This is a genomic window from Microbacterium sp. Z6_144 (assembly GCF_057197625.1).
Map to the genome: position 1 here is coordinate 2,198,247 of NZ_JBXVPT010000001.1, position 21,735 is coordinate 2,219,981.

20 protein-coding genes are annotated in these 21,735 nt (G+C 69.8%); 7 read left to right on the forward strand and 13 right to left on the reverse strand.

Annotated features, from left to right (window positions below; genetic code table 11):
- Positions 1-84: 84 nt before the first annotated feature.
- A complete protein-coding gene (locus tag AC2DGY_RS10775; RefSeq protein ID WP_484509685.1) occupies positions 85-1,110 on the reverse strand; it encodes an aldo/keto reductase in 1,026 nt (341 codons plus the stop codon).
- A 196-nt stretch (positions 1,111-1,306) separates the two neighbouring features.
- Positions 1,307-3,604: a polyribonucleotide nucleotidyltransferase gene (locus AC2DGY_RS10780; RefSeq protein ID WP_484509686.1), complete on the reverse strand. Its 2,298-nt coding sequence runs from the start codon at positions 3,602-3,604 to the stop codon at positions 1,307-1,309.
- 327 nt (positions 3,605-3,931) lie between these two features.
- Here AC2DGY_RS10780 and AC2DGY_RS10785 point away from each other — a divergent pair, with 327 nt between their 5' ends.
- Together AC2DGY_RS10785 and AC2DGY_RS10790 are read left to right on the forward strand one after the other, a co-directional pair.
- Positions 3,932-5,152 (forward strand): aggregation-promoting factor C-terminal-like domain-containing protein, encoded by a 1,221-nt coding sequence (locus AC2DGY_RS10785; RefSeq protein WP_484509687.1) that lies wholly within the window; start codon positions 3,932-3,934, stop codon positions 5,150-5,152.
- Between the two features lie 27 nt (positions 5,153-5,179).
- Complete coding sequence (locus AC2DGY_RS10790; RefSeq protein WP_484509688.1) at positions 5,180-5,365, forward strand: DUF5302 domain-containing protein; 186 nt, start codon at positions 5,180-5,182, stop codon at positions 5,363-5,365.
- A gap of 341 nt (positions 5,366-5,706) precedes the next feature.
- On the opposite strand, the gene AC2DGY_RS10795 is transcribed toward AC2DGY_RS10790, so the two are convergent.
- From AC2DGY_RS10795 to AC2DGY_RS10810, 4 genes are all read right to left on the reverse strand, one after another.
- Positions 5,707-6,462, reverse strand: coding sequence for a fructosamine kinase family protein (locus AC2DGY_RS10795; protein WP_484510006.1), 756 nt, complete (start codon positions 6,460-6,462; stop codon positions 5,707-5,709).
- A gap of 17 nt (positions 6,463-6,479) precedes the next feature.
- Positions 6,480-7,145 carry a CE1759 family FMN reductase gene (locus tag AC2DGY_RS10800; RefSeq protein WP_484509689.1) on the reverse strand — a complete coding sequence of 222 codons (666 nt, stop codon included), beginning with the start codon at positions 7,143-7,145 and terminating at the stop codon, positions 6,480-6,482.
- Position 7,146: 1 nt separating this feature from the next.
- Positions 7,147-8,352: an LLM class flavin-dependent oxidoreductase gene (locus AC2DGY_RS10805; RefSeq protein ID WP_484510007.1), complete on the reverse strand. Its 1,206-nt coding sequence runs from the start codon at positions 8,350-8,352 to the stop codon at positions 7,147-7,149.
- Positions 8,353-8,459: 107 nt separating this feature from the next.
- Entirely contained in the window at positions 8,460-9,344 is an 885-nt protein-coding gene (locus AC2DGY_RS10810; protein WP_484509690.1) for an alpha/beta fold hydrolase, read from the reverse strand.
- 77 nt (positions 9,345-9,421) lie between these two features.
- On the opposite strand from AC2DGY_RS10810, the gene AC2DGY_RS10815 reads away from it, so the two are divergent.
- Positions 9,422-10,606 carry an acyltransferase family protein gene (locus tag AC2DGY_RS10815; RefSeq protein WP_484509691.1) on the forward strand — a complete coding sequence of 395 codons (1,185 nt, stop codon included), beginning with the start codon at positions 9,422-9,424 and terminating at the stop codon, positions 10,604-10,606.
- Between the two features lie 50 nt (positions 10,607-10,656).
- The gene (locus tag AC2DGY_RS10820) at positions 10,657-11,685 is read left to right on the forward strand and encodes an isopenicillin N synthase family dioxygenase (RefSeq protein WP_484509692.1); all 1,029 of its coding nucleotides are present in this window, start codon (positions 10,657-10,659) and stop codon (positions 11,683-11,685) included.
- A gap of 120 nt (positions 11,686-11,805) precedes the next feature.
- On the opposite strand, the gene AC2DGY_RS10825 is transcribed toward AC2DGY_RS10820, so the two are convergent.
- Together AC2DGY_RS10825 and rpsO are read right to left on the reverse strand one after the other, a co-directional pair.
- Entirely contained in the window at positions 11,806-12,858 is a 1,053-nt protein-coding gene (locus AC2DGY_RS10825; RefSeq protein WP_484509693.1) for a DUF2776 family protein, read from the reverse strand.
- Positions 12,859-13,026: 168 nt separating this feature from the next.
- Entirely contained in the window at positions 13,027-13,296 is a 270-nt protein-coding gene (gene rpsO / locus AC2DGY_RS10830; RefSeq protein WP_484509694.1) for a 30S ribosomal protein S15, read from the reverse strand.
- A 191-nt stretch (positions 13,297-13,487) separates the two neighbouring features.
- Between rpsO and AC2DGY_RS10835 the strand changes: the two genes are divergently transcribed.
- Both AC2DGY_RS10835 and AC2DGY_RS10840 read left to right on the forward strand, forming a co-directional pair.
- On the forward strand, positions 13,488-14,819 hold the full coding sequence (locus tag AC2DGY_RS10835; protein ID WP_484509695.1) for an MFS transporter: 1,332 nt from the start codon (positions 13,488-13,490) through the stop codon (positions 14,817-14,819).
- A gap of 88 nt (positions 14,820-14,907) precedes the next feature.
- Entirely contained in the window at positions 14,908-15,834 is a 927-nt protein-coding gene (locus tag AC2DGY_RS10840) for a DMT family transporter (RefSeq protein ID WP_484509696.1), read from the forward strand.
- Between the two features lie 45 nt (positions 15,835-15,879).
- Here the strand turns inward: AC2DGY_RS10840 and AC2DGY_RS10845 are convergent, their stop codons facing one another.
- The 3 genes from AC2DGY_RS10845 to AC2DGY_RS10855 all read right to left on the reverse strand — a co-directional run bounded on the left by AC2DGY_RS10845 (position 15,880) and on the right by AC2DGY_RS10855 (position 18,269).
- Positions 15,880-16,446: a YceI family protein gene (locus AC2DGY_RS10845; protein ID WP_484509697.1), complete on the reverse strand. Its 567-nt coding sequence runs from the start codon at positions 16,444-16,446 to the stop codon at positions 15,880-15,882.
- Positions 16,447-16,574: 128 nt separating this feature from the next.
- Complete coding sequence (locus tag AC2DGY_RS10850; protein WP_484509698.1) at positions 16,575-16,940, reverse strand: FKBP-type peptidyl-prolyl cis-trans isomerase; 366 nt, start codon at positions 16,938-16,940, stop codon at positions 16,575-16,577.
- 165 nt (positions 16,941-17,105) lie between these two features.
- The gene (locus AC2DGY_RS10855; protein ID WP_484509699.1) at positions 17,106-18,269 is read right to left on the reverse strand and encodes a PrsW family intramembrane metalloprotease; all 1,164 of its coding nucleotides are present in this window, start codon (positions 18,267-18,269) and stop codon (positions 17,106-17,108) included.
- A 76-nt stretch (positions 18,270-18,345) separates the two neighbouring features.
- Here AC2DGY_RS10855 and AC2DGY_RS10860 point away from each other — a divergent pair, with 76 nt between their 5' ends.
- Entirely contained in the window at positions 18,346-19,209 is an 864-nt protein-coding gene (locus tag AC2DGY_RS10860) for a fumarylacetoacetate hydrolase family protein (RefSeq protein WP_484509700.1), read from the forward strand.
- 3 nt (positions 19,210-19,212) lie between these two features.
- Here the strand turns inward: AC2DGY_RS10860 and AC2DGY_RS10865 are convergent, their stop codons facing one another.
- Together AC2DGY_RS10865 and AC2DGY_RS10870 are read right to left on the reverse strand one after the other, a co-directional pair.
- The gene (locus AC2DGY_RS10865; RefSeq protein ID WP_484509701.1) at positions 19,213-20,685 is read right to left on the reverse strand and encodes an aspartate ammonia-lyase; all 1,473 of its coding nucleotides are present in this window, start codon (positions 20,683-20,685) and stop codon (positions 19,213-19,215) included.
- A 113-nt stretch (positions 20,686-20,798) separates the two neighbouring features.
- Positions 20,799-21,710, reverse strand: a complete 912-nt coding sequence (locus AC2DGY_RS10870; protein ID WP_484509702.1) for a phosphodiesterase — start codon at positions 21,708-21,710, stop codon at positions 20,799-20,801.
- Positions 21,711-21,735: the final 25 nt, after the last annotated feature.

Below are 21,735 nucleotides of genomic sequence, written 5' to 3' on the forward strand. Positions count from 1 at the left end.
TCGGTGGGCGTGCCCGGGGCACGTCTCCACCCTACGTCAGGGGCGGTGGCGGATGACGGTGTGAGACGCATCCCGGCGGTGCGCTCAGGCAGCGGCGCGAGCGATGTCGGAGAGGTGAGCCCGGCTCAGCCGGATGCCCACGCCCTGCACGAGTTCTTCCACGTGCTCGCGCGTGAAGGCGTTGACGATGGGCGCCGTGACGATGCGCTGCGCGAGCAACCACGCGATGGCCACTGCGGCGACCGGGACGCTCAACTCCTCGGCCACGCCGTCCAGCGCCCGCAGGGTGCGACTGCCGCGCCGCGTGAGGCTGGCGGCCATCTGCGCGCCTCGAACCGAACGCACATCGCGCGGGCGGCGCCGCTGCACCCCGGCGAGGAAGCCGTGCTCGAGCGCGTGCGAGGGCGTGACGGCCATCCCCTGCGCGCCGGCGACCAGGCGGAGGTCGCCGTCGAACTCGTCACGGCGCAGCACGTTGTACGGGACGTCGAGCACGGTGATGCGGGGGTAGCCCGCCGCCGCGAGGATGCGGGCCTCGACGAGTTGGGCGGCGGTGTATCCGTAGGCCCCGACCGTGTGGACCTTGCCGGCTTCCACGAGCCACTCCGCGGTAGCCAGGGTGTCTTCCAGCGGCACCGACTCACCCGACTTCGCATCCAGGTAGAGCACATCGATGCGTTCGATGTCCAGACGCGTCAGGGACGCCTCCACCGCGCGCACCAGGTTGACCGACCCGAGCCCGGGATTGTCGGGGTGACGACCGACGCGGACGGCGACGACCATGTCACCGCGCGTTCCGCGCGAACGCATCCACTGCCCGATGATGTACTCGCTGCGCCCGGCGGAGAAGCTGTCGGCGGTGTGCAGCAGGTTGCCGCCGAGTGCGGCGTACGTGTCCAGGATGCTGTGGCTGTCGTCGACGTCGACGTTCCACCCGAACTCGGCCCCGCCCAGCGCGAGCGGGAAGACATCGAGCCCCGACTCCCCCAGCGGCACGCGCACACCCTCGCCGAGCGCGGGGCCCTGCACGGGGATGGGTGCCGACGGATGCGCCGGAACGTGCGAACGCAGACTCGCGGAGGCCGGTTGACCGACGCTCGAGCCCGACATGGTGCACTCCCCAGCTGAGGCCGGCGAGCGCGGATCCAGTGGTGAACCGCGCGCCCCGGCGCGTAGTACGAGGGTATGGCCTGCCTCCGACGCTCCGGGCGATTGCGACGGCATGGCGGTAAATATTCCGTAACGCTTTCGCCAAAGACGATGCCCGCCCCGCGGAAGCGGGGCGGGCATCGTCTTTGCGAGGAACTCAGACCTCGGCGGGCGCCTCCACAGCGGCCTCGGCCGGAGCATCGGCCGGAGCCTCGACCTCGGCGGCCTCTTCGACGACCGGCTCGAGCGACAGCTTGCCGCGGTCGTCGATCTTGGTGATGCGCACGAGCAGCTTCTGACCGACGTTGAGCACGTCTTCGACGTTCTCCACACGCTTGCCACCGGCGAGCTTGCGAACCTCGCTGACGTGCAGCAGGCCGTCCTTGCCGGGCACCAGCGAGATGAACGCGCCGAACGTCGCGATCTTGACGACCGTGCCGAGGAACTGCTCGCCGATCTCCGGGTTGGAGGGGTTGGCGATCGCGTTCACCTGGGCACGCGCCGCCTCGGCGGCGGGACCATCGGTCGCGCCGATGTAGACGGTGCCGTCCTCCTCGATGGAGATGTCGGCGCCGGTGGCGTCCTGGATGGCGTTGATCGTCTTGCCCTTGGGGCCGATGAGCTCGCCGATCTTGTCGACCGGGATCTGCACGCTGATGACGCGCGGCGCCGTGGGAGCCATCTCGTCCGGAGCGTCGATCGCGGCGTTGAGGACGCCGAGGATCGTCAGGCGGGCCTCGTGGGCCTGCTGCAGCGCGGCGGTGAGGACCGACGACGGGATGCCGTCGAGCTTCGTGTCGAGCTGGATCGCGGTGACGAATTCGCTCGTGCCGGCGACCTTGAAGTCCATGTCACCGAGGGCGTCTTCGGCGCCGAGGATGTCGGTCAGCGCGGCGTAGCGCGTCTGGCCGTCGACCTGGTCGGTCACCAGGCCCATGGCGATACCGGCGACGGGTGCGCGCAGCGGCACACCCGCGTTCAGGAGCGACAGGGTCGATGCGCAGACGGAGCCCATCGACGTCGACCCGTTGGACCCGAGAGCTTCGGAGACCTGACGGATCGCGTACGGGAACTCGTCGCGGCTCGGCAGCACGGGAACGAGAGCGCGCTCGGCGAGGAAGCCGTGGCCGATCTCGCGACGCTTCGGGCTTCCCACACGACCGGTCTCACCGGTCGAGTACGGCGGGAAGTTGTAGTGGTGCATGTAGCGCTTGCGCGTCACCGGCGACAGCGAATCGATCTGCTGCTCCATCTTGAGCATGTTCAGCGTGGTGACACCCAGGATCTGGGTCTCGCCGCGCTGGAAGATCGCGGAACCGTGGACGCGCGGGATGACCTGCACCTCGGCATCGAGCGGACGGATGTCCGCCAGACCACGACCGTCCATACGCACGCCCTCGGCGAGGATGCGCCCACGGACGATCACCTTGGTGACCGACTTGTAGGCCGCTGAGAACTCCAGCGTCGCCACGGCGGGCAGCTCCCCCGCCTCGACGGCGGCGAGAAGTTCGGCCCGGACGGCCTCCTTCAGCTCGTCGTCGGCGTTCTGCCGCTCGATCTTGTCGGCGATCTGGTAGATCGGCACGAGCTTGTCGTAGGCGCGCCCGGCGACGAAGTCGTAGGTCTGCTGGCTGTACGGCAGGAAGACCGGGAACTCCTTGATCGGCTTGGCCGCCGTGTTCGCGACGACGTTCTGCGCCGCGACGAGCTGCTTGATGAAGGGCTTCGAGGCCTCGAGGCCCTCAGCGACGACCTGCTCGTTGGGCTTGGTCGCGCCGGCCTTGATGAGGTTCCAGCTGCCTTCGGTGGCTTCGGCCTCCACCATCATGATCGCGACATCCTCGTTGCCGTCGGCATCGGTGATGACACGGCCGGCGACGATGAGGTCGAAGACGGCGTCCTCGAGCTGCGAGACGGTCGGGAAGGCGATCCACTGGTCGGCGTTGTCGCCGGAACCGGGCATGAGCGCGAGGCGCACACCGGCGATCGGACCCGAGAACGGCAGACCTGAGATCTGCGTCGAGAGGGACGCGGCGTTGATGGCGAGGGCGTCGTAGAACTCGCCCGGCGCGATCGAGAGGATCGTCACGACGATCTGGACCTCGTTGCGGAGGCCTTCGACGAAGGACGGACGCAGCGGCCGGTCGATCAGGCGGCACACGAGGATGGCCTCGGTGGAGGGCCGGCCCTCACGGCGGAAGAACGAGCCGGGGATCTTGCCCGCGGCGTACGAGCGCTCTTCGACGTCGACGGTCAGCGGGAAGAAGTCGAAGCCTTCACGCGGGTGCTTTCCGGCGCTGGTGGCCGAGAGGAGCATCGTCTCCTCGTCGAGGTAGGCGGCGACAGCGCCCTGCGCCTGCTGGGCGAGGCGACCGGTCTCGAACCGGACGGTGCGGGTGCCGAAACGGCCGTTATCGAGAACGGCCTCGGCGGCGGTGATTTCTGGACCTTCCAAGAGGTCCCTCCTTCTTTGTTTAGGCTCGCCACCCCATGTGGGCCGCGAGCGAACATACGAAGGAGCAGGAACAGGCAGAAGGGCGCGCGACGACAAGTCGGCGCGGTACCGGGCATCTGGCCACCAGTAGACGACCACCATCCGATACGGATGGGGATCCACCACAGGGGACCAGCGTCTGCCGGCCTGCTCCGCAGCTCATATGGAATTGAGCGGGTGCCGGAATCGGCAACCCCCACCAGCGTATCAGCCGCACCCTCCCACCGCCTGAGAGGGGGCGCCGGAATCCCTGGTGCGGCGTGCCCGCTTCTCCTCTACGGTGACCTCATGGGCCTCGTACGTCACATCCGTCACAGCGGTGCGGCGTGCGCCCTCGTCCTCGCCCTCGGGCTGTCGGGCCTCCCCGCATCCGCCGCGACTCAGCCGGCGAGACCCGCGACCGTCGCCGACCTGAGGGCGGAAATCATGGCGGTGGAGTCCTCGGCCGCATCCGCCTCGGTGCGCGCACTCAACGCGACCACCGTCGCGACGCTCTCCCGCGCGGACGCGGATGCAGCGGCCGCGCGCGCGGAGGCGCTGGAGTCGCAGACGACACACGCCGAGAGCGAGCTCATCCGGAGGCGGGAGCAATTCGGCACCGTGGCCGCGAGCCTTTACCGGTCGGCGTCGGACGGCCTCGTCCTCGCACAGCTGCTCACCACGTCCGACCCCGAGTCGCTCCTCCGACGCCTCGGCGTCCTCGAGCGCGTGACGGAGGCCTCGGCGCGTTCGGCCTACGCCGCGCGATCGGCGGCGTCCGTCGTCGCCGCCCTGCGGGAGCAGGCCGGCGCAGCAGCGCGGGAGCACGAACAGCTCGCCGCCGAGGCTGAGGTCGCCGCCGCGGCGGCACGCGGGGAGGCGGATGCAGAGACCGCAGCCGTCGCCGCCGCCCAGAGTGCGCTCGACGCCGCGTACGCGCGCCTGGCGGCCGCTCGCGGGACGACCGTGACCCGCGAGAGACAGGCGCATCTCGCGGAGCGAGCCGCTGCGGATGCCGCCGCCCCCGGTGGCGCTGCGGGCGGCGGCGTGACCGCGCCCGCGCCGGCGATACCCGCCGCGGGTGGCCCGGCACCGCACACTCCCCCACCGGCAGCCGCACCTGCCCCCGCACCTGCCCCGCCCGCACCTGCCCCGCCCGCACCGGCCCCGGCCCCGGCTCCGGCACCGGCACCCGCCCCGGCACCCGGAGCAGGCGTGGTCATGTCCCCCAGCCAGGCACAGGCGCACGCGCGCGGTGCGATCGGCCGCTACGGATGGGGCGAAGATCAGTTCGGGTGCCTCGTTTCGCTGTGGAACCGCGAATCGGGCTGGCGCGTGGAAGCCCTCAACCGCTCCAGCGGCGCCTACGGGATCCCTCAGGCGCTTCCGGGGGCGAAGATGGCCTCGGCCGGCCCCGACTGGCGCACCAGCGCGGCGACGCAGATCTCCTGGGGGCTGGCGTACATCAAGGCCCGATACGGGGCCCCGTGCGGGGCCTGGGAGCACTCCCAGCACACCGGGTGGTACTGACCCGAGCCCCGCGCCTAGGCTGGGACCATGAGCACCGACGGCAAACCAGAGGGCGCCGCATCCGATGAGATGAAGCGCAAGTTCCGTGAAGCGCTCGACAAGAAGAACGCGGCGAGCCGCAGCGGCGAGGCCCACCTCGACGGCGACTCGCCCGTGCACGGTGCGCACGGGGCGGCCAACATGAAGCGCGAGTTCCGCCGCAAGAGCGGCTGACCGCAGCCCCGGAGGCGGCGTTCAGAGGCTGCGGATGCGGCCGCGCGCGCCGCCTCCGGGAAGCTGCACGTAGTCGTGGTGTGTGGCGACGTGCCCATCGCCGGCCGTGCGTCCGCGCATCAAGGCGCCACAGCCACGGCAGGATGTCCCGCCTGAACCAGCTCCCACCTGACGGCTCGTCGTCGGCGGTCGAAACTCACCTGTTCAAAATTCAGGAGACACGCCGCACAGACCCGCCCCCGCGGCCACCGCAGCCACGGATCTCCTGAGTTTTGAACCGGATCCGCGGGGCATCCGCGCGCAACCAGGCCGCAGCATCCGTCCCGGCGCGTGCCGACGGATCAGCGGATCAGGTCGAGGGTGCGACCCGCGGCGTCGGCCAGCGCGCGGCCATAGGACCTCCCGTGCCCGGCGGCGTGCACGGCGAGGGGATGCAGCTGATGCAGCGGGATGCGGTCACGCCAGCCCGCCCGCAGCGGCGAGCGCGCGTGGTACGCGTCGCGAACCACGTCGAGGAACGGGCACCCGAACAGGGCGAGCATCGCCAGATCCGTTTCCCGGTGCCCGCCGTGGGCGGCCGGGTCGATGAGGACCACGCCGTCAGGACTCCAGAGGACGTTGCCGGCCCACAGGTCGCCGTGCAGCCGCGCGGGCGGATCCCCGTCGTCGAACGCCCCGTCGGCGATGGCCGCGCAGGCGTCCGCGACGAGCCCCGCTTCGACCGCGGTGAGATTCCCGGCCTCGACGGCCGGCGGGAGGAACGGCAGCACCCGCTGTGCGGCGTAGAACGACCCCCACGTGGAGGTGGGCTCGCAGGGCTGGCGACGGCGACCGATGAACGTGGGCCCTGCCCATCCCGGCGGTGGTGCGCCGAACCCGTCGGCTCCTGCGCTGTGGGTGTCGGCGAGCGCGCGGCCGAAGGCCGCGGCCGCTGCGGCATCGGGTCGCCCATCGGCCACGCGCTCCAGGACGATGCGCCCGGGCGACACCTCCAGCACGCGCGCCACCGGCACCCCACCGGCGGCGGCGAGCCACTCCAGCCCCGCCGCCTCGGCTTCGAAGAATCCCGCCGGCGCGTCGGCGCGCTCCTTGACGATCCGCTGCACGCGCCCGGCTACTCCCCCGCGAGCCCGCCGAGAAGGTGGCCGAACGAGCGCCCCTCACCGAGGTAGGACGACGGGTCGTACGGGTCGTCGCCGTGCGCCGCCTCGCGGGTGGACACGGCTGCGGCCAGTTCCCGTGCGGCCCGCTCCACCCGCACCCCGAGCGGAGCGACCTGGTCGGCGGCGGCCCCCCAGTCGCTCGAGGCCGCGAACACCCCGGTGGGCACCGGGTTCGCGTGCAGATAGGTGAACAGCGGACGCAGTGCGTAATCGATCGCGAGCGAGTGCCGCGCCGTTCCGGCGTTCGCCCCGAGCAGGACCGGCACCCCGGTCAACGCGTCGGGGTCGAGGAGGTCGACGAACGACTTGAACAGCCCCGAATAGCTGGTGGAGAAGATCGGCGTGACCGCGATGATCGCGTCGGCCGACACCACGGCGTTGATCATCGACTCCAGCGCCGGCGGGGCGAAGCCCGTCAGGAGGTTGTTGACGATGTCGTGCGCATAGTCCCGCAGCTCGAACACGTCCACCTCGGCATCGATCCCGTCAGGGTCGGACGGCGTGGACGTCGCGCGCAGAGCCGCGACGGAGGCGGCGGCCAGCCGATCGGCCAGCATGCGCGTCGATGAGGGGTTCGACAAGCCGGCTGTCACCACGGCGATGCGACGGACGGCCATGTCAGGCCCCCGTCCGGGCTGCCGCGGCGCCGAACGCGCTGCCGGCGGATGCGGCGGTGTCGCGGTACGGGGATCCGTCGGTGAGGTTGTCGCCCCGGTTGGCCTTCGGGCGCGCCTCCCGGGGCGCGCCCTCGCCGTAGGCGGCGGCGACCAGGTTGGCGTGGGTGGGAGCATCCGGTACCGTCGCCGGCCGGTTCTGCGCCAGCTCCCTGCGGAGGACGGGCACGACCTCGCCGCCGAGGATGTCGAGCTGCTCCAGCACCGTCTTCAACGGAAGGCCGGCGTGATCGAGAAGGAACAGCTGGCGCTGGTAGTCCCCGAACGCGTCACGCATGCCGGCGTAGCGATCGATGACCTGCTGGGGCGAACCCACGGTCAGCGGCGTCATCTCCGTGAAGTCCTCGAGGCTGGGGCCGTGGCCGTACACCGGAGCGTTGTCGAAGTACGGGCGGAACTCGCGCACGGCATCCTGCGAGTGGGCGCGCATGAACACCTGCCCGCCGAGCCCGACGATCGCCTGCTCCGGCGTCCCGTGCTCGTAGTGCGCGAACCGCTCGCGATACAGCGTGATCAGGCGCTGGTAGTGCTCCTTGGGCCAGAAGATGTTGTTGGCGAAGAATCCGTTGCCGTAGTACGCGGCCTGCTCGGCGATCTCGGGGGTGCGGATGGAGCCGTGCCACACGAACGGCGGCACGCCGTCCAGCGGCCGCGGGGTGGAGGTGAAGCCCTGCAGCGGCGTGCGGAACTTCCCCTCCCAGTCCACGACGTCCTCACGCCACAGGCGGTGCAGCAGGTCGTAGTTCTCGATGGTGAGGGGCAGGCCCTGGCGGATGTCCTTGCCGAACCAGGGGTAGACGGGGCCGGTGTTCCCACGGCCGAGCATGAGGTCGACGCGGCCGCCGGACACGTGCTGCAGCATCGCGAAGTCCTCGGCGATCTTCACCGGGTCGTTCGTGGTGATCAGCGTCGTGGAGGTGGTGAGGATGAGGCGGTCGGTCTGCGCCGCGATGTAGGCCAGCGTGGTCGTGGGCGAGGACGACCAGAACGGCGGGTTGTGGTGCTCCCCCAGCGCGAAGACGTCGAGGCCCACCTCCTCCGCGTGCTTGGCGATCGTCAGGGTCGCCTGGATCCGCTCCGCCTCGCTGGGAGTCCGCCCCGTCGTGGGGTCTTCCGTGATGTCGCTCACCGTCATGATGCCGAACTGCATGCCCGGCCAGGTCTTCTCGTTCACGTCTTCTCCCGTGTCTTCCACGCTCGGATTATATGCGCGTGAATATATCCCGTGTAACGCGTCGTTCCCGAGGTTATTCCCGCTCACGCGGTGGCGAACAGGTCCACCAGGTCGCGGACCACCTGGTGCGGTGCGGTCTCGCACGGACTGTGCCCCGTGTCGTACACGGCCGAGCGTGCACCGATGCGCCGGGCGTAGGCGCGGTGCTGGGCAGTGGGCCAGAGGTCGTGCGAACCGACCGCGGAAAGGACGGGAACGCCGGCATTGCGCACGTCCGACGCGACGTCGGGCATGCGCATCATCAGGCCGACGATGTCATCGACGCTCTCGCGTCGGGTCAGCGCGAACCGCTCCCGCACGAACGCCAGGCGTCGCGGCGGCACGCCGTTGAGGTTGTTGCGGATGCCCCAGAGCATCAGCGTCGCCCCTCCCCGACCGGATGTCAGTGCACTGAGCCGTCCGATGCGCTTGATCCCGCGAAAGACGTTTCCCGTCGCCGGCGGCGTCGACAGAAGCGTGAGGGAGGCGAAGAGGTCGCCACGCCGCGAAAGGGCCACCTCCGCGACGAGGCCGGCGAAGGAGTAGCCCACGACGTGTGCGGGCGCCGCCCCACCTTCGAGCACCGCGACCAGGTCGTTGACGAAGAGGTCGTAGTCGTAATGTGCACGCGGTGGATCAAGACGTTCGGGACCAGCCCGGTACGACTCGTATTGCCCGGCGAGATCGAACGCTTCCGCCCGGTACCCCGCGTCGGCCAGCAGCGGCAGCATCAGGGTGAAGTCTTCCTTGGACCCGGTCGCCCCGGGAACGAGTACGACCCGGCCGCGTTCCCCGGACCCCATGGCCACGCGCGCGAGCGGACCGCTGGGTGCGGCGAACACGTCGCTCTCCGCCCCCACGGGCAGCACGCGCCAGTCGAGGTCCGACAGCGCGCGGTCGCGACGGGATGCATCGTCGAGGGTGGTCATCTGGCGGTACATTATCCCCTCGCCCTCCGTGCAAGGGGGGTCGGCGCGGTGACCGGCCGAGATAGTGTGGCGCGGACATGAGCGACGCCTCCACCCCCGCCGACCCGGCATCCCCCACCGGCACCGCGACCACGGCGCGCCCGCGGCGACGCGTTCCGTTCTGGGACAACGCCCGCTTCGCGTGCATCGTGCTCGTCGTCCTCGGCCACGCGACACAACGACTGACCTACGACTCCGATGTCGCTCTCGCGCTCTATCTCCTCGTGTACGCCTTCCATATACCGGCCTTCGCGATCATCTCGGGGTACTTCTCGAAGTCCGGAACACCCACCCGGCTGCAGATGGCGCGCATCCTGACCGACATCGTGGTGCCGTATGTCATCTTCGAAGCCCTGTGGACGATGACGAAGTGGTTCGTCGAGGGTCAGGCGAACCCCAACCTCACCCAGCCCTCATGGACGCTGTGGTTCCTCCTCGCGCTCGGCATCTTCCGCCTCGTGCTGCCGTACCTCGCGCTCCTGCGCTGGCCGCTGCTGTGGACGGTCGTGATCTCCATCGGTGTGGGCTACCTCCCCAACGTCGACTCCACGTTCGCACTCACCCGCACCCTCGGACTGCTGCCTTTCTTCACGCTGGGCTGGTGGCTGCGCGAGCACGACATCGTCGAGCGGTTCCGCCTGCTCGGACGGCGCCCGTGGTGGGTCGTCGCGGCATCGATCGCAGCCTTCGTCATCGGAGCTCTCGTCAGCTGGTTCTTCGTGGACCTCTGGCGCGGTGTCGACCTCCGGACGTGGCTGTTCTACGACGACGCATACTCCGTTCTCGTCGGGCCGCAGTGGTGGGGTGGCGGCGTGCGTCTGCTGCTGATCGCGGTCGCCGTCATCTTGTGCACGGCGTTCTTCACCCTCCTGCCACGACGGCAGACGTGGTGGACGCACTTCGGCAGGTACACCATGTACGTCTACCTTCTGCACTCGTTCGTGCTGTATCCCTTCCGCGAGTCGGGTGTGCTGCGCGACCTCGAGCCGACGTGGCTGTGGCTGCCGATCGTGATCGTCGCCAGCGTCCTCGTCGCGTTGGGACTGGCGACGAGCCCGGTGCGCAGGGTGTTCCGGCCCCTGGTGGAGCCCCGGCCGGGCTGGCTGTTCGCAGATCCCGCGCTGGCGACGCGGGAAGGCCACCGGGACGACCCCACCGGGTCACGCCGGCCGCGGGAAGATCCTCGCCCGCTCCCGGCGGATCCCGGACCGACCGGCCGGTAACGCGGGGCAACATTCGTGCGCCACGGCGCACGGAGATCTAGCCTCGGGGCATGTCCGACCTGAACCTTCCCGTCCTCGATCTGTCGCTTCTGGACCAGGGTCCCGACGCCGCCCAGCGCTTCCGCGAGGAGCTCCGCGCCGCGACCCATGACGTCGGGTTCTTCTATCTCGTCGGCACGGGCGTGACGCCGGAGCTCGAGGCCCGTCTGCTGCAGGGCGCCAAGGACTTCTTCGCCCTCCCCGAGGCAGACAAGCTCGCGATCGAGAACGTGCAGAGCCCGCATTTCCGCGGCTACACGCGTGTCGGCGGCGAGCGCACGCAGGGCAAGGTGGACTGGCGCGAGCAGATCGACATCGGCCCGGAGCGTGAGGCCGTCGCCGAACCCGACGCCCCCGACTACGCCCGGCTGATCGGCCCCAACCTGTGGCCGGCCGCTCAGCCCGAGCTGCGGGAGGTCGTGACCGAGTGGCACGACCACCTCACCGGGGTGGCGCGAAAGCTCCTGCGCGCATGGGCGCTGTCCTTGGGAGCCGAGGAGTCGTACTTCGACCGGCACTTCGGCGAGCCCTCCACCCTCATCAAGATCGTGCGATACCCGGGCAAGGAGGACCCGACCCCGCAGCAGGGGGTGGGAGCGCACAAGGACTCCGGCGTGCTCACGCTCCTGTGGGTCGAGCCGGGCAAGGGCGGGTTGCAGGTGCAGCGGGATGGGGAATGGGTGGATGCTCCGCCGGTGCCCGGCGCATTCGTGGTGAACATCGGCGAACTCCTCGAGTACGCGACGCAGGGCTACCTCACGGCCACGAACCATCGCGTCATCTCGCCGCGCTACCCCGACGAGCGCATCTCGGTGCCGTTCTTCTTCAACCCGGCGCTGGATGCGACGCTGCCCATCATCCAGCTCCCCGCCGAGCTCGCCGCCGAGGCGCGGGGTGTGACGGATGACCCGTCGAACCGCATCCACGCGACCTACGGCGAGAACGCGCTGAAGTCGCGCCTGCGGGCACACCCCGACGTGGCGGCCATCCACCACCCCGACCTCGTCGCCGCCCGCGCCGCCTCATCCGCGTCTTCCTGACGCTCGCGCACTCTCCCCCGCGCTCCGTCTCGACCGCGAGACTGCGAGCGGGCCTCGTTCGGGTTCGGCTGCAGCCTCGGCGACGGGGCGACAGGGCCACGGGACGAGGCCAGAGCGGGGTCAGGAGTCCTTCGAGGTGCCCGCCTCGAGGATCGAGACGATGGAGAACAGCGTGAAGCAGACCGCCCCGAGCCCTGTGAGGACGCGGGCGGGAACGAAGAAGTTCGGGTCGGTCGTGGCCGCCTCCGCCAGGAACGCCGCGAAGAAGAGGCAGGTCAGACAGGTCATGATCGGGATGATCGGCACTCTGTTGGCCAGCGGGAAGTCGCGGCGCCATACCGAGGCGAGCAGCCAGACCTTCGAGATGATGCTGAAGCAGATCAAGCCGAGCCCGAGCAGGATGCAGCCAGGTGCGATCCGCTCCGGGCGGTTCGAGCCGAACAGTACGAACAGCCCCCACACGATGGTGCCGGTTCCCATGACCAGCACCCAGATCGACCACGACCAGCGCTCCGGTTCGTCGAACTGATTGCGCACCTGTCGCACGACGGTGCCCACCAGCGCGATCAGACTCGAGCAGATCGCGGTCAGTCCGAGCAGCACGTGCCCGGCGACATAGTGATCAGCCTGCGCCCCACCTGCCAGCAGCACCACCGCCCAGGCTCCGGCGATGAACGTCGCTGCGACGGGCACGCTGAGTAGCGCCCAGGCCGCCGACCTGCTGTAGGCCTCCGCGGGCGCGCCGTCGCTGCGACTGCCCGCGGCGTTCCGCGGGATCAGCGTGAACGCGCTGGATGCGGCACCGACGGTCGACACGCAGGCGGCAACCAGCCCGACCCCGAACACGACGTGACCGGCGACGAACGATTGAGCAGACGTCGCGTCCGATCGGAGCCAGAGACCCCAGGCGGCTGTGGCGAGGGCGACCCCGTAGCCCACCGCGGGGAGAACGACCTTCCACGCCGGCGCGAAGGTGTTCGTCAATTGACGGATGATCATCGCCGCCGTGGTGAACAGTGCGATGCAGATGGCCGTCAACGCGGTCAGCACGTGCCCTGCGACGAAATGACCCGCGTCGCTGCCGCCGCTGAGGACGTACAGCCCGAACCCCAGGCAGACGGCGCCCATCAGCAGAGGAATGGCGCGGAAGAGGATGCTGATCCCGTAATTCATGCGGAGCGCCTCCTCATGAGCCGAAGGACGTCGCCCGAATTCCCCCGGCATCCACAACGTATCCGCGTCTCCGGGCATTCACAAGTGTGCCGCCGAACGCAAAACGAGGGCCGCCCCACACCTGGGACGGCCCTCGAAGAAGTGCGATATACGCCGGGAGGCGATGCCTTAGCGGCGGAGTCCCAGACGTTCGATCAGTCGGCGGTAACGCGCGATGTCGATGTCCTGGAGGTAGCCGAGCAGACGACGGCGCTGACCGACCATCAGGAACAGACCACGACGCGAGTGGTGGTCGTGCTTGTGCTCCTTCAGGTGCTCTGTGAGGTCCTTGATGCGCTGCGTCAGCATCGCGACCTGCACCTCGGGGGATCCGGTGTCACCGGGGTGCGTCGCGTACTCGTCGATGATCGCCTTCTTAGCATCAGATTCGAGTGGCATAGATGGGATCCCCTTCCTGCTTGTTGCGCGGCGCCCGACGCCTGATGCGTGAGCTCTGTTTATCCGCGGCCGATCCAACGGCAACCGGGAAAGTCTACCAGCGAACGGATGCGGCGGCGCACCCGCCCTCGCCTCCCCCGATAGCCTGAACGGATGCGCCGGCATCCCGATTCCGTCCGCTCGCGCGTCCCGTGAGCGGGGACGAGGGATCCGCTCGTTCCCGCCGGCTTCGCCGCGAGCACCTCATCGACCTCCGGCCCCTGCGCACTCCCGCGTTCGCCCGCCTGTGGGCGGGCTCGGCGCTGGCAGGGCTCGGCGGTCAGCTCACCGTGGTGGCTGTCATGCTGCACGTCTACGAGCTGACCGGCGACACCTTCGCGGTGTCGATGATCGCGGTCGCCGGGCTCGCACCGATGATCGTGGCCGGCCTGTACGGCGGGATGCTGGCAGACGCGTTCGACCGCCGTCTCGTCGCCCTGCTGGCGGCCACGGTGACCTTCGCCTCCACCGTGGTGCTCGCCGCGCTCGCGTGGACAGGCGGTGAGACGGTGGGGTGGCTGTATCTGCTGAGCGTCGTGAACTCCGCCGCCAACTCGGTCGTCATGGCCACCCGCGCCGCGATCGTCCCCCGCCTCATCACGCGCGACCTCCTGCCCTCCGCTGCGGCGCTCCAAGGCATCGCCACTGGCGCGATGACCATGGGCGGACCGGCCCTCGCCGGCATCCTGGTGGCGTTCACCGGGTACGCCTGGACGTACACCATCGATGTCATCCTCATGCTCGGGCTCTTCCTCGGGCTGTGGACGCTCCCCCGGATCGCTCCGGAGGGCGACGCCGTCGCGGCCGGGCTGCAGTCGCTGAAAGACGGATGGCGGTTTCTGCGTCGCGCATCCAACATCCGCCTGCAGTTCCTCCTCGACATCGTGGCGATGACGTTCGGGCACCCTGTCGCGTTGTTCCCGGCGATCGGGGCCGTGCTGCTGGGGGGCGGGGCGGTCACCACCGGAGCGCTCACGTCCGCCGTCGCGGTCGGCGTCCTCCTCTCGAGTCTGTTCTCCGGACGGATCGGCCAGGTGCAGCGCCAGGGGCTCGGGATCGAGCGGGCCATCCTCGTGTATGGCGTCGCCATGCTCGTGTTCGGGGTCATCCTCGCCGCCGCAGCGTCCGGTGCGTTCGCCCCGCCCGAGGTGAGCGACGGCTCCGCCAACGTCGCCCTGATCATCGCCGGGATGGGGGCGCTCGTCCTCGCGGGAGCCGCCGACAACATCAGCTCGATCTTCCGCTCCACGATGCTGCAGGCGGCCGTCCCCGACAACATCCGCGGACGCCTCCAAGGCGTGTTCATCGTCGTCGTCACCGGCGGGCCCCGTCTGGGAGCGCTGTACGCCGGCACCCTCGCGACGCTGACGACCCTGTGGTTCCCGCCGCTGCTCGGCGGCCTGGTCATCCTCGCCCTCGTCAGCGTCCTCGTCCGGCTCAACCCCCGGTTCCGCCGGTACGACGCGGGGCATCCGGAACCCTGACCGCGCGCGAGCGCCGTATGCCGAAGGATTTCGGACGACGTATCCGCCACCGCGCGCCCGTGTCCACCGCCGGCACTATCGTCGGCGGGTGACCTCTCCCCGCCCCGTCCGTACGCCCACGCCGCTTGCCGTGGGCGTGCAATTCGTCCTCACCGGCATCGTCTGGGGGTCGAGCTTCCTGTTCATCGCCGTCGCCCTGACCGGCATGAACTTCGCCCAGGTCGCGTGGTGGCGGCTGGTCTTCGGTGCCGTCGCCCTGGTCGCGATCGTGCTCATCCGCCGGGAGCGCCTGCCTCGCTCGCCGCTGATCTGGGCACACCTGGGCGTGGTGGCCGTGACGTTCTGCATCCTGCCCTACCTGCTCTTCGCGTGGGCCCAGCAGCACGTCACCTCCAGCCTCGCGAGCATCTTCAACGCGACGACGCCGATCATGACCGCGGTGCTCGCGTGGGCGGTGTTCCGGGTCGAGCGCCTGCGCGCCGGACAGCTCGTGGGCATCGCGGTGGGTGTGGCCGGCGTCGTCGTCATCATCGCCCCGGGCGCCACGTTCGAACTCGGCGACAGCCTCCTCGCGCAACTGGCGCTACTCGTCGCCACCGCCTGCTACGGCTTCAGCCTCGCGTACATGCGGCGCTTCCTCGGGAACACCGGCCTGTCCGGCATCGCCATCGTCACCGGGTACATCGGCATCGCCGCGGCCGTCATGCTCGTCCTGTCGCCGCTGGTCTTCCTCGAGCCGATGCGGTGGGACCCGTGGGTGCTGGCCAGCGTCGTCCTGCTGGGGTGCCTCGGCACCGGGCTGGCGTACATCTGGAACCAGAACATCCTGGCCGCGTGGGGGCCGACCCGATCGTCCACCGTCACCTACATCACACCGGTGGTGGGGGTGATCCTCGGCATCGCGGTCCTGGGCGAGACGCTCAGCTGGAACGAGCCGGCAGGCGCGGCGATCGTGCTGCTGGGGATCCTCCTCGTCCAGGAGCGGATCCGCCTCAGGCCCCGCACACCCGCGTGAACGACGAAGCGGCGGATGCCGGAGCATCCGCCGCTTCATTCGCGATCAGACCTGGAGCGTGCCCTCAAGCTCGAGTTCCATGGTGACCTCCTTGCCGACGAGCACCCCGCCGGTCTCCATCGCGGCGTTCCACGTCAACCCGAAGTCCTCGCGGTTGATGACGGCCTTCGCGCTGGCGCCCGCCTTGTAGGTACCCATCATGGGGTCCGTGCCGAAGCCGCCGAACTCGAACGAGAAGGTCACGGGCTTCGTGACGCCCCGGATGGTCAGGTCGCCGTCGACGAGGAAGTCACCGCCCTCGAGGCGCACACCCGTCGAGCGGAACTCCATCGTGGGATGGTTCTCGACGTCGAAGAAGTCGGCCGAGCGCAGGTGCTGGTCCCGGCCGGCCTCCTTCGTGTCGAGCGAGGCCACGTCCACCGACGCCTCGACGCGTGCGTCGAGCGGGTTCTCCGGCGCGATCAGGGTGGCACTCTTCATGCCGAAGGTGCCGCGGACCTTCGAGATCATCATGTGGCGAACGGTGAAAGTCACCTCGCTGTGCGCGGGGTCGAGCACCCAGGTGCCCGCCCGGTAGCCGGGGATGTCGGTCGTTACTGTCGTGTCGGTCATGTGTCTCCTCGTCGGATGCAAATGGATCAAGCCCCAGCCCCAACCTGCATTCATACGCATGTATTCCGGGCTCGGGAAAAGAAGAGCACCCAGGACCCCTGGGGTCCCGGGTGCTCGGCTCTGCGCCGTCAGCCGACGGCGAGGAGGTCGATGATGAAGATGAGGGTCTTCCCGCCGAGGAAGTGTCCTCCGGCCGGGCCGTAGGCCAGGTGCGGCGGGATGATGAGCTCCCGGCGTCCGCCGACCTTCATGCCGGGGATGCCGTCCTGCCAGCCCTGGATGAGGCCGCGCAGCGGGAACTGGATGCTCTCCCCGCGCCCCCACGACGAGTCGAACTCCTCGCCGGAGTCGTACTCCACGCCGGCGTAGTGCACGGTCACGGTGTCGCCGGGCTTGGCCTCGGGTCCGTCACCGACGATGAGGTCACGGATGAGGAGGTCGGTGGGAGCCGGCCCCTGGGGCGCGTCGAATTCGGGCTTGGTGCGATCGGTCATGCTCTCATCCAAGCATGCCTCGCCGGAGTGCGCGCGACCCCTCTTGACAGGCTCGGACGAGGCGGAGGATCCTGAGTGCAGGCCAACTCAGCGCTCGGTAGACACGCAGGCATCGCCGCGGCACCGAGCGCTGAGTCTTGCTGCGACCTCTCCCGGCGCGGGAGGCTACGGGGCGAACAGCGCTCCTCGCGCCTCGGCCGTACGCCGCAGGAGCTGCCGCTCGGCATCGGCGGCGTTCGGGTCGCGCCCGGTGAGGGCGCGCTCGCGGGCGGCAGCGAGGGCCGTGGCATCCGCGATGAATGTGCGCATGAGCTCGCGCCGGTCCCCGCGCAGCGTCCGGGCCCAGTTCAGCCCCGCACGGCGGCCCGGCGCGGTCGCGAGCATGTCGACCTCCTGCGGCGTGAACCATCCCGCCGCAGCATACTCACCCAGCCGCGCGCGGGTGAGGCGGGCCTCCTCGCGGCGAAGGAGCACGATACCCAGCAGGAAGAGGACGAACAGGGGCACCTGGAGGGTGAAGTACAGGCCGAAGAAATCGGCGAGCACAGCCGACCCGTTCCACAGGGCGTGCAGTGCGATCGCGGCGATCAGCCCGACCGATCCGTAGCGGAGCGCACCCCCGACGCCCAACCCCCGTCGAGCCGCCAGCCCCAGGGCGAAACCGGTCATGGCGGTGAACATCACGTGCGCGAACGGTGAGAGCACGGCCCGCAGGAAGAACGTCACCGTCACGTCGCCGATCCCGCCCTCGAGGAGGCTCACGGCGAAGTACTGGATGTTCTCGGTGAAGGCGAAGCCCGCGCCCACAAGGGCTCCGTACACGATCCCGTCCACCGGCCCGTTGAACGCCCGGCGCGCGCTGACGTAGATGAGGAACACGCCGAGCCCCTTGGCGATCTCCTCGACGACGGGCGCCTGCACCACGGCGGAGAGCACGGGACTGCCGGAGCCGAACATCACCGCCAGGACCAGGTCGACGCCCAGGGCGATGGCGACGGACGCGATCGCGCCCCACGCGATCGCGAACACGACCAGGCCGCGCGGCTCGGGCTCCCAGCGGTCGACGATCCGCACCGCCAGCCACACCCCCACGAACGGGACGATCGCCAGCAGGATGCCGACCAGGGATGCTCCGGGGCCGAGGAAGCGCAGGAAGTACCACACGAGAACCAGCAGCAGGAGAGCGAGGACGCCGCCCACCCAGATGAGCGCGGCTCCGGTGCCGCGGCCCCGGCCGGGCGCACTCTGCGGGACCGGTGCCGCGGGCGCGGGCGGGATCAGCGCTCCGACGCCAGGGTGGGGTTGAGACAGCGGCGAGGGGTGCGACATGGGCCCAGCCTAGGGGCGCCGCGCGCCCCTCCCGCGACGGCACGGGCGGCACCGAATCGCCCGGTAGCGTGGAAGCATGCGTTTCGCCCATGTGGTCCCCCCGTCGTCGGGCTCGCCCCGCCTCGTGCTCGTCCGCGACGGTCGGACCGCCTTCGTCGACGAGTTCTTCCCCGGGGCCCCCTCGACACTCGACGACCTCGTCGCCGGTGGCGACGAGCTGCTCGCGCGGGTGCGGGACGCGCAGGACGAGGCGACGTGGGAGCCGCTGGCCGATCCGACCTTCGCCTCGGCGCTGCTGACCCCGCCGGTGATCCTCGCCATCGGCCTGAACTACGCGGCGCACTCGGGCGAGCTGGGACTGAAGACCGACGCGACCCCGACGGTCTTCGTCCTCTGGCCCAACTCGCTCACCGGTCACGACGCGACCACCTCCTGGCCCCGCACGCTCAGCCAGTCCGTCGACTACGAGGCCGAACTGGGCGTGATCATCGGCCGGCCCGCCAAGGACGTCAGCGTCGACGACGCGCTGGACCACGTGTGGGGCTACACGGTGGTGAACGACATCACCGCCCGCGACATCCAGTTCTCGGAGGCGCAGTGGTCGCGCTGCAAGTCCTTCGACGGGTTCACCCCGACCGGGCCGTTCGTGGTGACGGCGGACGAGATCCCCGACCCGCAGGACCTCCACATCTGGACGGTCGTGGACGGGCACCTCGTGCAGGACGCCTCGACGGGTCAGATGGTGCGGTCGGTGGCGCTGCTCATCTCCCACCTCTCCCGTTCCGTCACGCTGCTCCCCGGCACCCTCATCTCCACGGGAAGCCCCGGCGGGGCCGGCTATTCGCGTGACCCGCAGATCTTCCTGCGCGATCGGTCCACCGTCACCGTCGGTGTCGACGGGATCGGCGAACTCACGACGCACTGCCGCATCGTGGAGTGAGGTTCAGCCCTCGGGCGGTGCGACCACGTTCTCCGCGGCGTGGATGACGGTGATCGCCTCGGTGATCGCTTCCAGCCCGGACAGGCGCTTCGGGGAGAGCTGCTTGGTGACCTCGACGCGCGACATGAGGCCGGCTTCCACGACGAGATCGGCGACGCTCCGACCGGTGAGCAGGGCGGTCTTGGCCAGCGCCGCGGAGGCGGCGTAGCCGATGAACGGGGTCAGCGCGGTGACGACGCCCACCGACGCCCCGACCATGGCCCCCAGCCGCTCGCGGTTCACGGTGATGCCCTCGACGCAGTTGACCCGCAGCGTCCACATCGCCTGCTGCATCCACGTCATCGACTGGAAGATCGAATGCGCGATCACCGGCTCGAAGGCGTTCAACTGCAGCTGACCGCCCTCCGCGGCCATCGTCACCGTCAGATCAGCACCGGCCACGGCGAAGGCGACCTGGTTGACGACCTCCGGGATGACCGGATTCACCTTCCCCGGCATGATGCTCGAACCGGCCTGCCGCGGGGGGAGGTTGATCTCGCCGAATCCGGCCTGCGGGCCGCTGGAAAGGAGGCGAAGGTCGTTGCAGATCTTCGACATCTTGATGGCGTTGCGCTTGAGCGACGAGGAGAACGACATGAAGGCGCCGGTGTCGCTGGTCGATTCCACCAGATCGGTCGCCGTCTCCAGGTCAAGGCCGGTGTTCTCGCGCAGGTGGCGGAGCACGGAGCGGCCGTAGCCGGAATGCGTCGTGATCCCGGTTCCGATCGCCGTGGCACCCATGTTGATCTCCGACAACAGGTACGCGTTCTCGGTGAGCCGGTTGTAATCCTCGCCCAGCGTCGTGGCGAAGCCGTTGAACTCCTGGCCCAGGGTCATCGGCACGGCATCCTGCAGCTGCGTGCGGCCGACCTTCAGCACGTCGTGGAACTGCACCGCCTTGTCCAGGAACGCCTGCCGCAGGAGCGCCAGCTCGGCCAGGAGGCTCCGCAGCGTCAACGACAACCCGACTTTCACCGCGGTCGGGTACACGTCATTGGTGGACTGGCTGCGGTTGGTGTGATCGATCGGCGACAGGAACCCGTAGTCGCCTTTCTCGCGGCCGGCGATCTCCAGCGCGACGTTGGTGATCACCTCGTTGGCGTTCATGTTCGTCGACGTGCCGGCACCGCCCTGGATGACGCCCACGACGAACTGCTCGTGGAACTCTCCGTCGATCACCCGCTGCGCGGCCGCGTCGATCAGCTCCGCCTTGTCGGCGTCGAGGACGCCGATCTCGCAGTTGGCGCGGGCCGAAGCCTGCTTCACCATCGCCAGCGCGCAGACCAGGTTCGGGTAGACCGAGATGGGACGTTTGGAGATCGGGAAGTTCTCCAGCGCCCGCGCCGTGTGGATGCCCCAATAGGCATCCGCGGGGATCTCCAGGGAACCGAGCGAATCGGTCTCGAGACGCGTACGCGTCGGTTCGTCCAGAGGCATGTGATGTCCTTGTGGGTCGTTCACGGCGGTCCGGGGTGCTTCGAGCGTACCGCCCAGCCCCGCGGTGCGCCCTGCCTGCCGCGTGTTGCCGCCCCGCTCCTCGGTCGCCCGGGTCAGGTCGTCGGGCGCTTGCGCGAGAACGCCTCGAGGCGCTGCTCGGCGGTCAGCTGCGCCATCTCCTCGACCCATGCCGCGGTGAAGTATCCCGACGGCTCGGCATCGACCACGGGGACCACCGCCGACGTGACGGTGTCGTCGTACACGTGGACGAGGTGGAAGGACTGCCCGGCATCCATGCCGTTGACCTCGACGGCCGGACGCGCGAGATCCATCGTGTAGCAGGTCGCCGCGGACACGCTCACGGGGACCCCCGCGAAGGTGCCGCTCGTGGAGTAGTGCAGGTGGCCGGCGAGGATGAGGCGCACGTCGCTCCCCGCGATCGCGGCGGCGAGTCCGTCCTGGTCGCGCAGCTCGAGGATGTCGAACAAGGGGATGTGCGTGGGAAGCGGGGGGTGGTGGAGGGCGAGGATCGTGCCGAGGGGGGCGGGCTCCGCGAGGACTTCCCGCAGCCACGCCAGCTGTGCGGCGTCGAGGTCTCCGTGATGCCACCCGGGAACCGTGCTGTCCAGCGCGACCAGGCGCAGGCCGCCGAGGTCCCAGGTGCCCGTGACCGGCTCCTCCGTGGGTGCGAGCCCGAGAAGGTCTTGGCGCATCGCGGGCCGCTCATCGTGGTTTCCCGCGACCCAGATCACCGGCGCACCCAGGCGCGCGGCGACGGGGTCGACGGTCGCGCGCAGGGTGCGGTAGGCCTCGGGCTCGCCGAGGTCGGTGAGGTCGCCGGTGAACACGATCGCGTCGGGGCGGAGGCCGAGCGCCTCGACGGACTCCAGGGTGCGCGTGAGGTTCGCGACCGTGTCGTAGCGACCGCCAAGCTGCCGGCCGCCGGCGAGCAGATGCGTGTCACTGACGTGCACGATCACCCGGCGGGCGGGGGGATGCTGACCGAATCGGACCGCTGCGACCATGGCTCCACCCTAGAGCGGGCCGCCG

What these genes read in the sequence shown, in the direction of transcription:
- AC2DGY_RS10775 (WP_484509685.1), bottom strand. Translation starts at nt 1,110, where the DNA reads ATGTCGGGCTCGAGCGTCGGTCAACCGGCCTCCGCGAGTCTGCGTTCG.
- AC2DGY_RS10785 (WP_484509687.1), top strand. Translation starts at nt 3,932, where the DNA reads ATGGGCCTCGTACGTCACATCCGTCACAGCGGTGCGGCGTGCGCCCTC.
- AC2DGY_RS10790 (WP_484509688.1), top strand. Translation starts at nt 5,180, where the DNA reads ATGAGCACCGACGGCAAACCAGAGGGCGCCGCATCCGATGAGATGAAG.
- AC2DGY_RS10800 (WP_484509689.1), bottom strand. Translation starts at nt 7,145, where the DNA reads ATGGCCGTCCGTCGCATCGCCGTGGTGACAGCCGGCTTGTCGAACCCC.
- AC2DGY_RS10805 (WP_484510007.1), bottom strand. Translation starts at nt 8,352, where the DNA reads ATGCAGTTCGGCATCATGACGGTGAGCGACATCACGGAAGACCCCACG.
- AC2DGY_RS10810 (WP_484509690.1), bottom strand. Translation starts at nt 9,344, where the DNA reads ATGACCACCCTCGACGATGCATCCCGTCGCGACCGCGCGCTGTCGGAC.
- AC2DGY_RS10815 (WP_484509691.1), top strand. Translation starts at nt 9,422, where the DNA reads ATGAGCGACGCCTCCACCCCCGCCGACCCGGCATCCCCCACCGGCACC.
- AC2DGY_RS10820 (WP_484509692.1), top strand. Translation starts at nt 10,657, where the DNA reads ATGTCCGACCTGAACCTTCCCGTCCTCGATCTGTCGCTTCTGGACCAG.
- AC2DGY_RS10825 (WP_484509693.1), bottom strand. Translation starts at nt 12,858, where the DNA reads ATGAATTACGGGATCAGCATCCTCTTCCGCGCCATTCCTCTGCTGATG.
- rpsO (WP_484509694.1), bottom strand. Translation starts at nt 13,296, where the DNA reads ATGCCACTCGAATCTGATGCTAAGAAGGCGATCATCGACGAGTACGCG.
- AC2DGY_RS10845 (WP_484509697.1), bottom strand. Translation starts at nt 16,446, where the DNA reads ATGACCGACACGACAGTAACGACCGACATCCCCGGCTACCGGGCGGGC.
- AC2DGY_RS10850 (WP_484509698.1), bottom strand. Translation starts at nt 16,940, where the DNA reads ATGACCGATCGCACCAAGCCCGAATTCGACGCGCCCCAGGGGCCGGCT.
- AC2DGY_RS10855 (WP_484509699.1), bottom strand. Translation starts at nt 18,269, where the DNA reads ATGTCGCACCCCTCGCCGCTGTCTCAACCCCACCCTGGCGTCGGAGCG.
- AC2DGY_RS10860 (WP_484509700.1), top strand. Translation starts at nt 18,346, where the DNA reads ATGCGTTTCGCCCATGTGGTCCCCCCGTCGTCGGGCTCGCCCCGCCTC.
- AC2DGY_RS10865 (WP_484509701.1), bottom strand. Translation starts at nt 20,685, where the DNA reads ATGCCTCTGGACGAACCGACGCGTACGCGTCTCGAGACCGATTCGCTC.
- AC2DGY_RS10870 (WP_484509702.1), bottom strand. Translation starts at nt 21,710, where the DNA reads ATGGTCGCAGCGGTCCGATTCGGTCAGCATCCCCCCGCCCGCCGGGTG.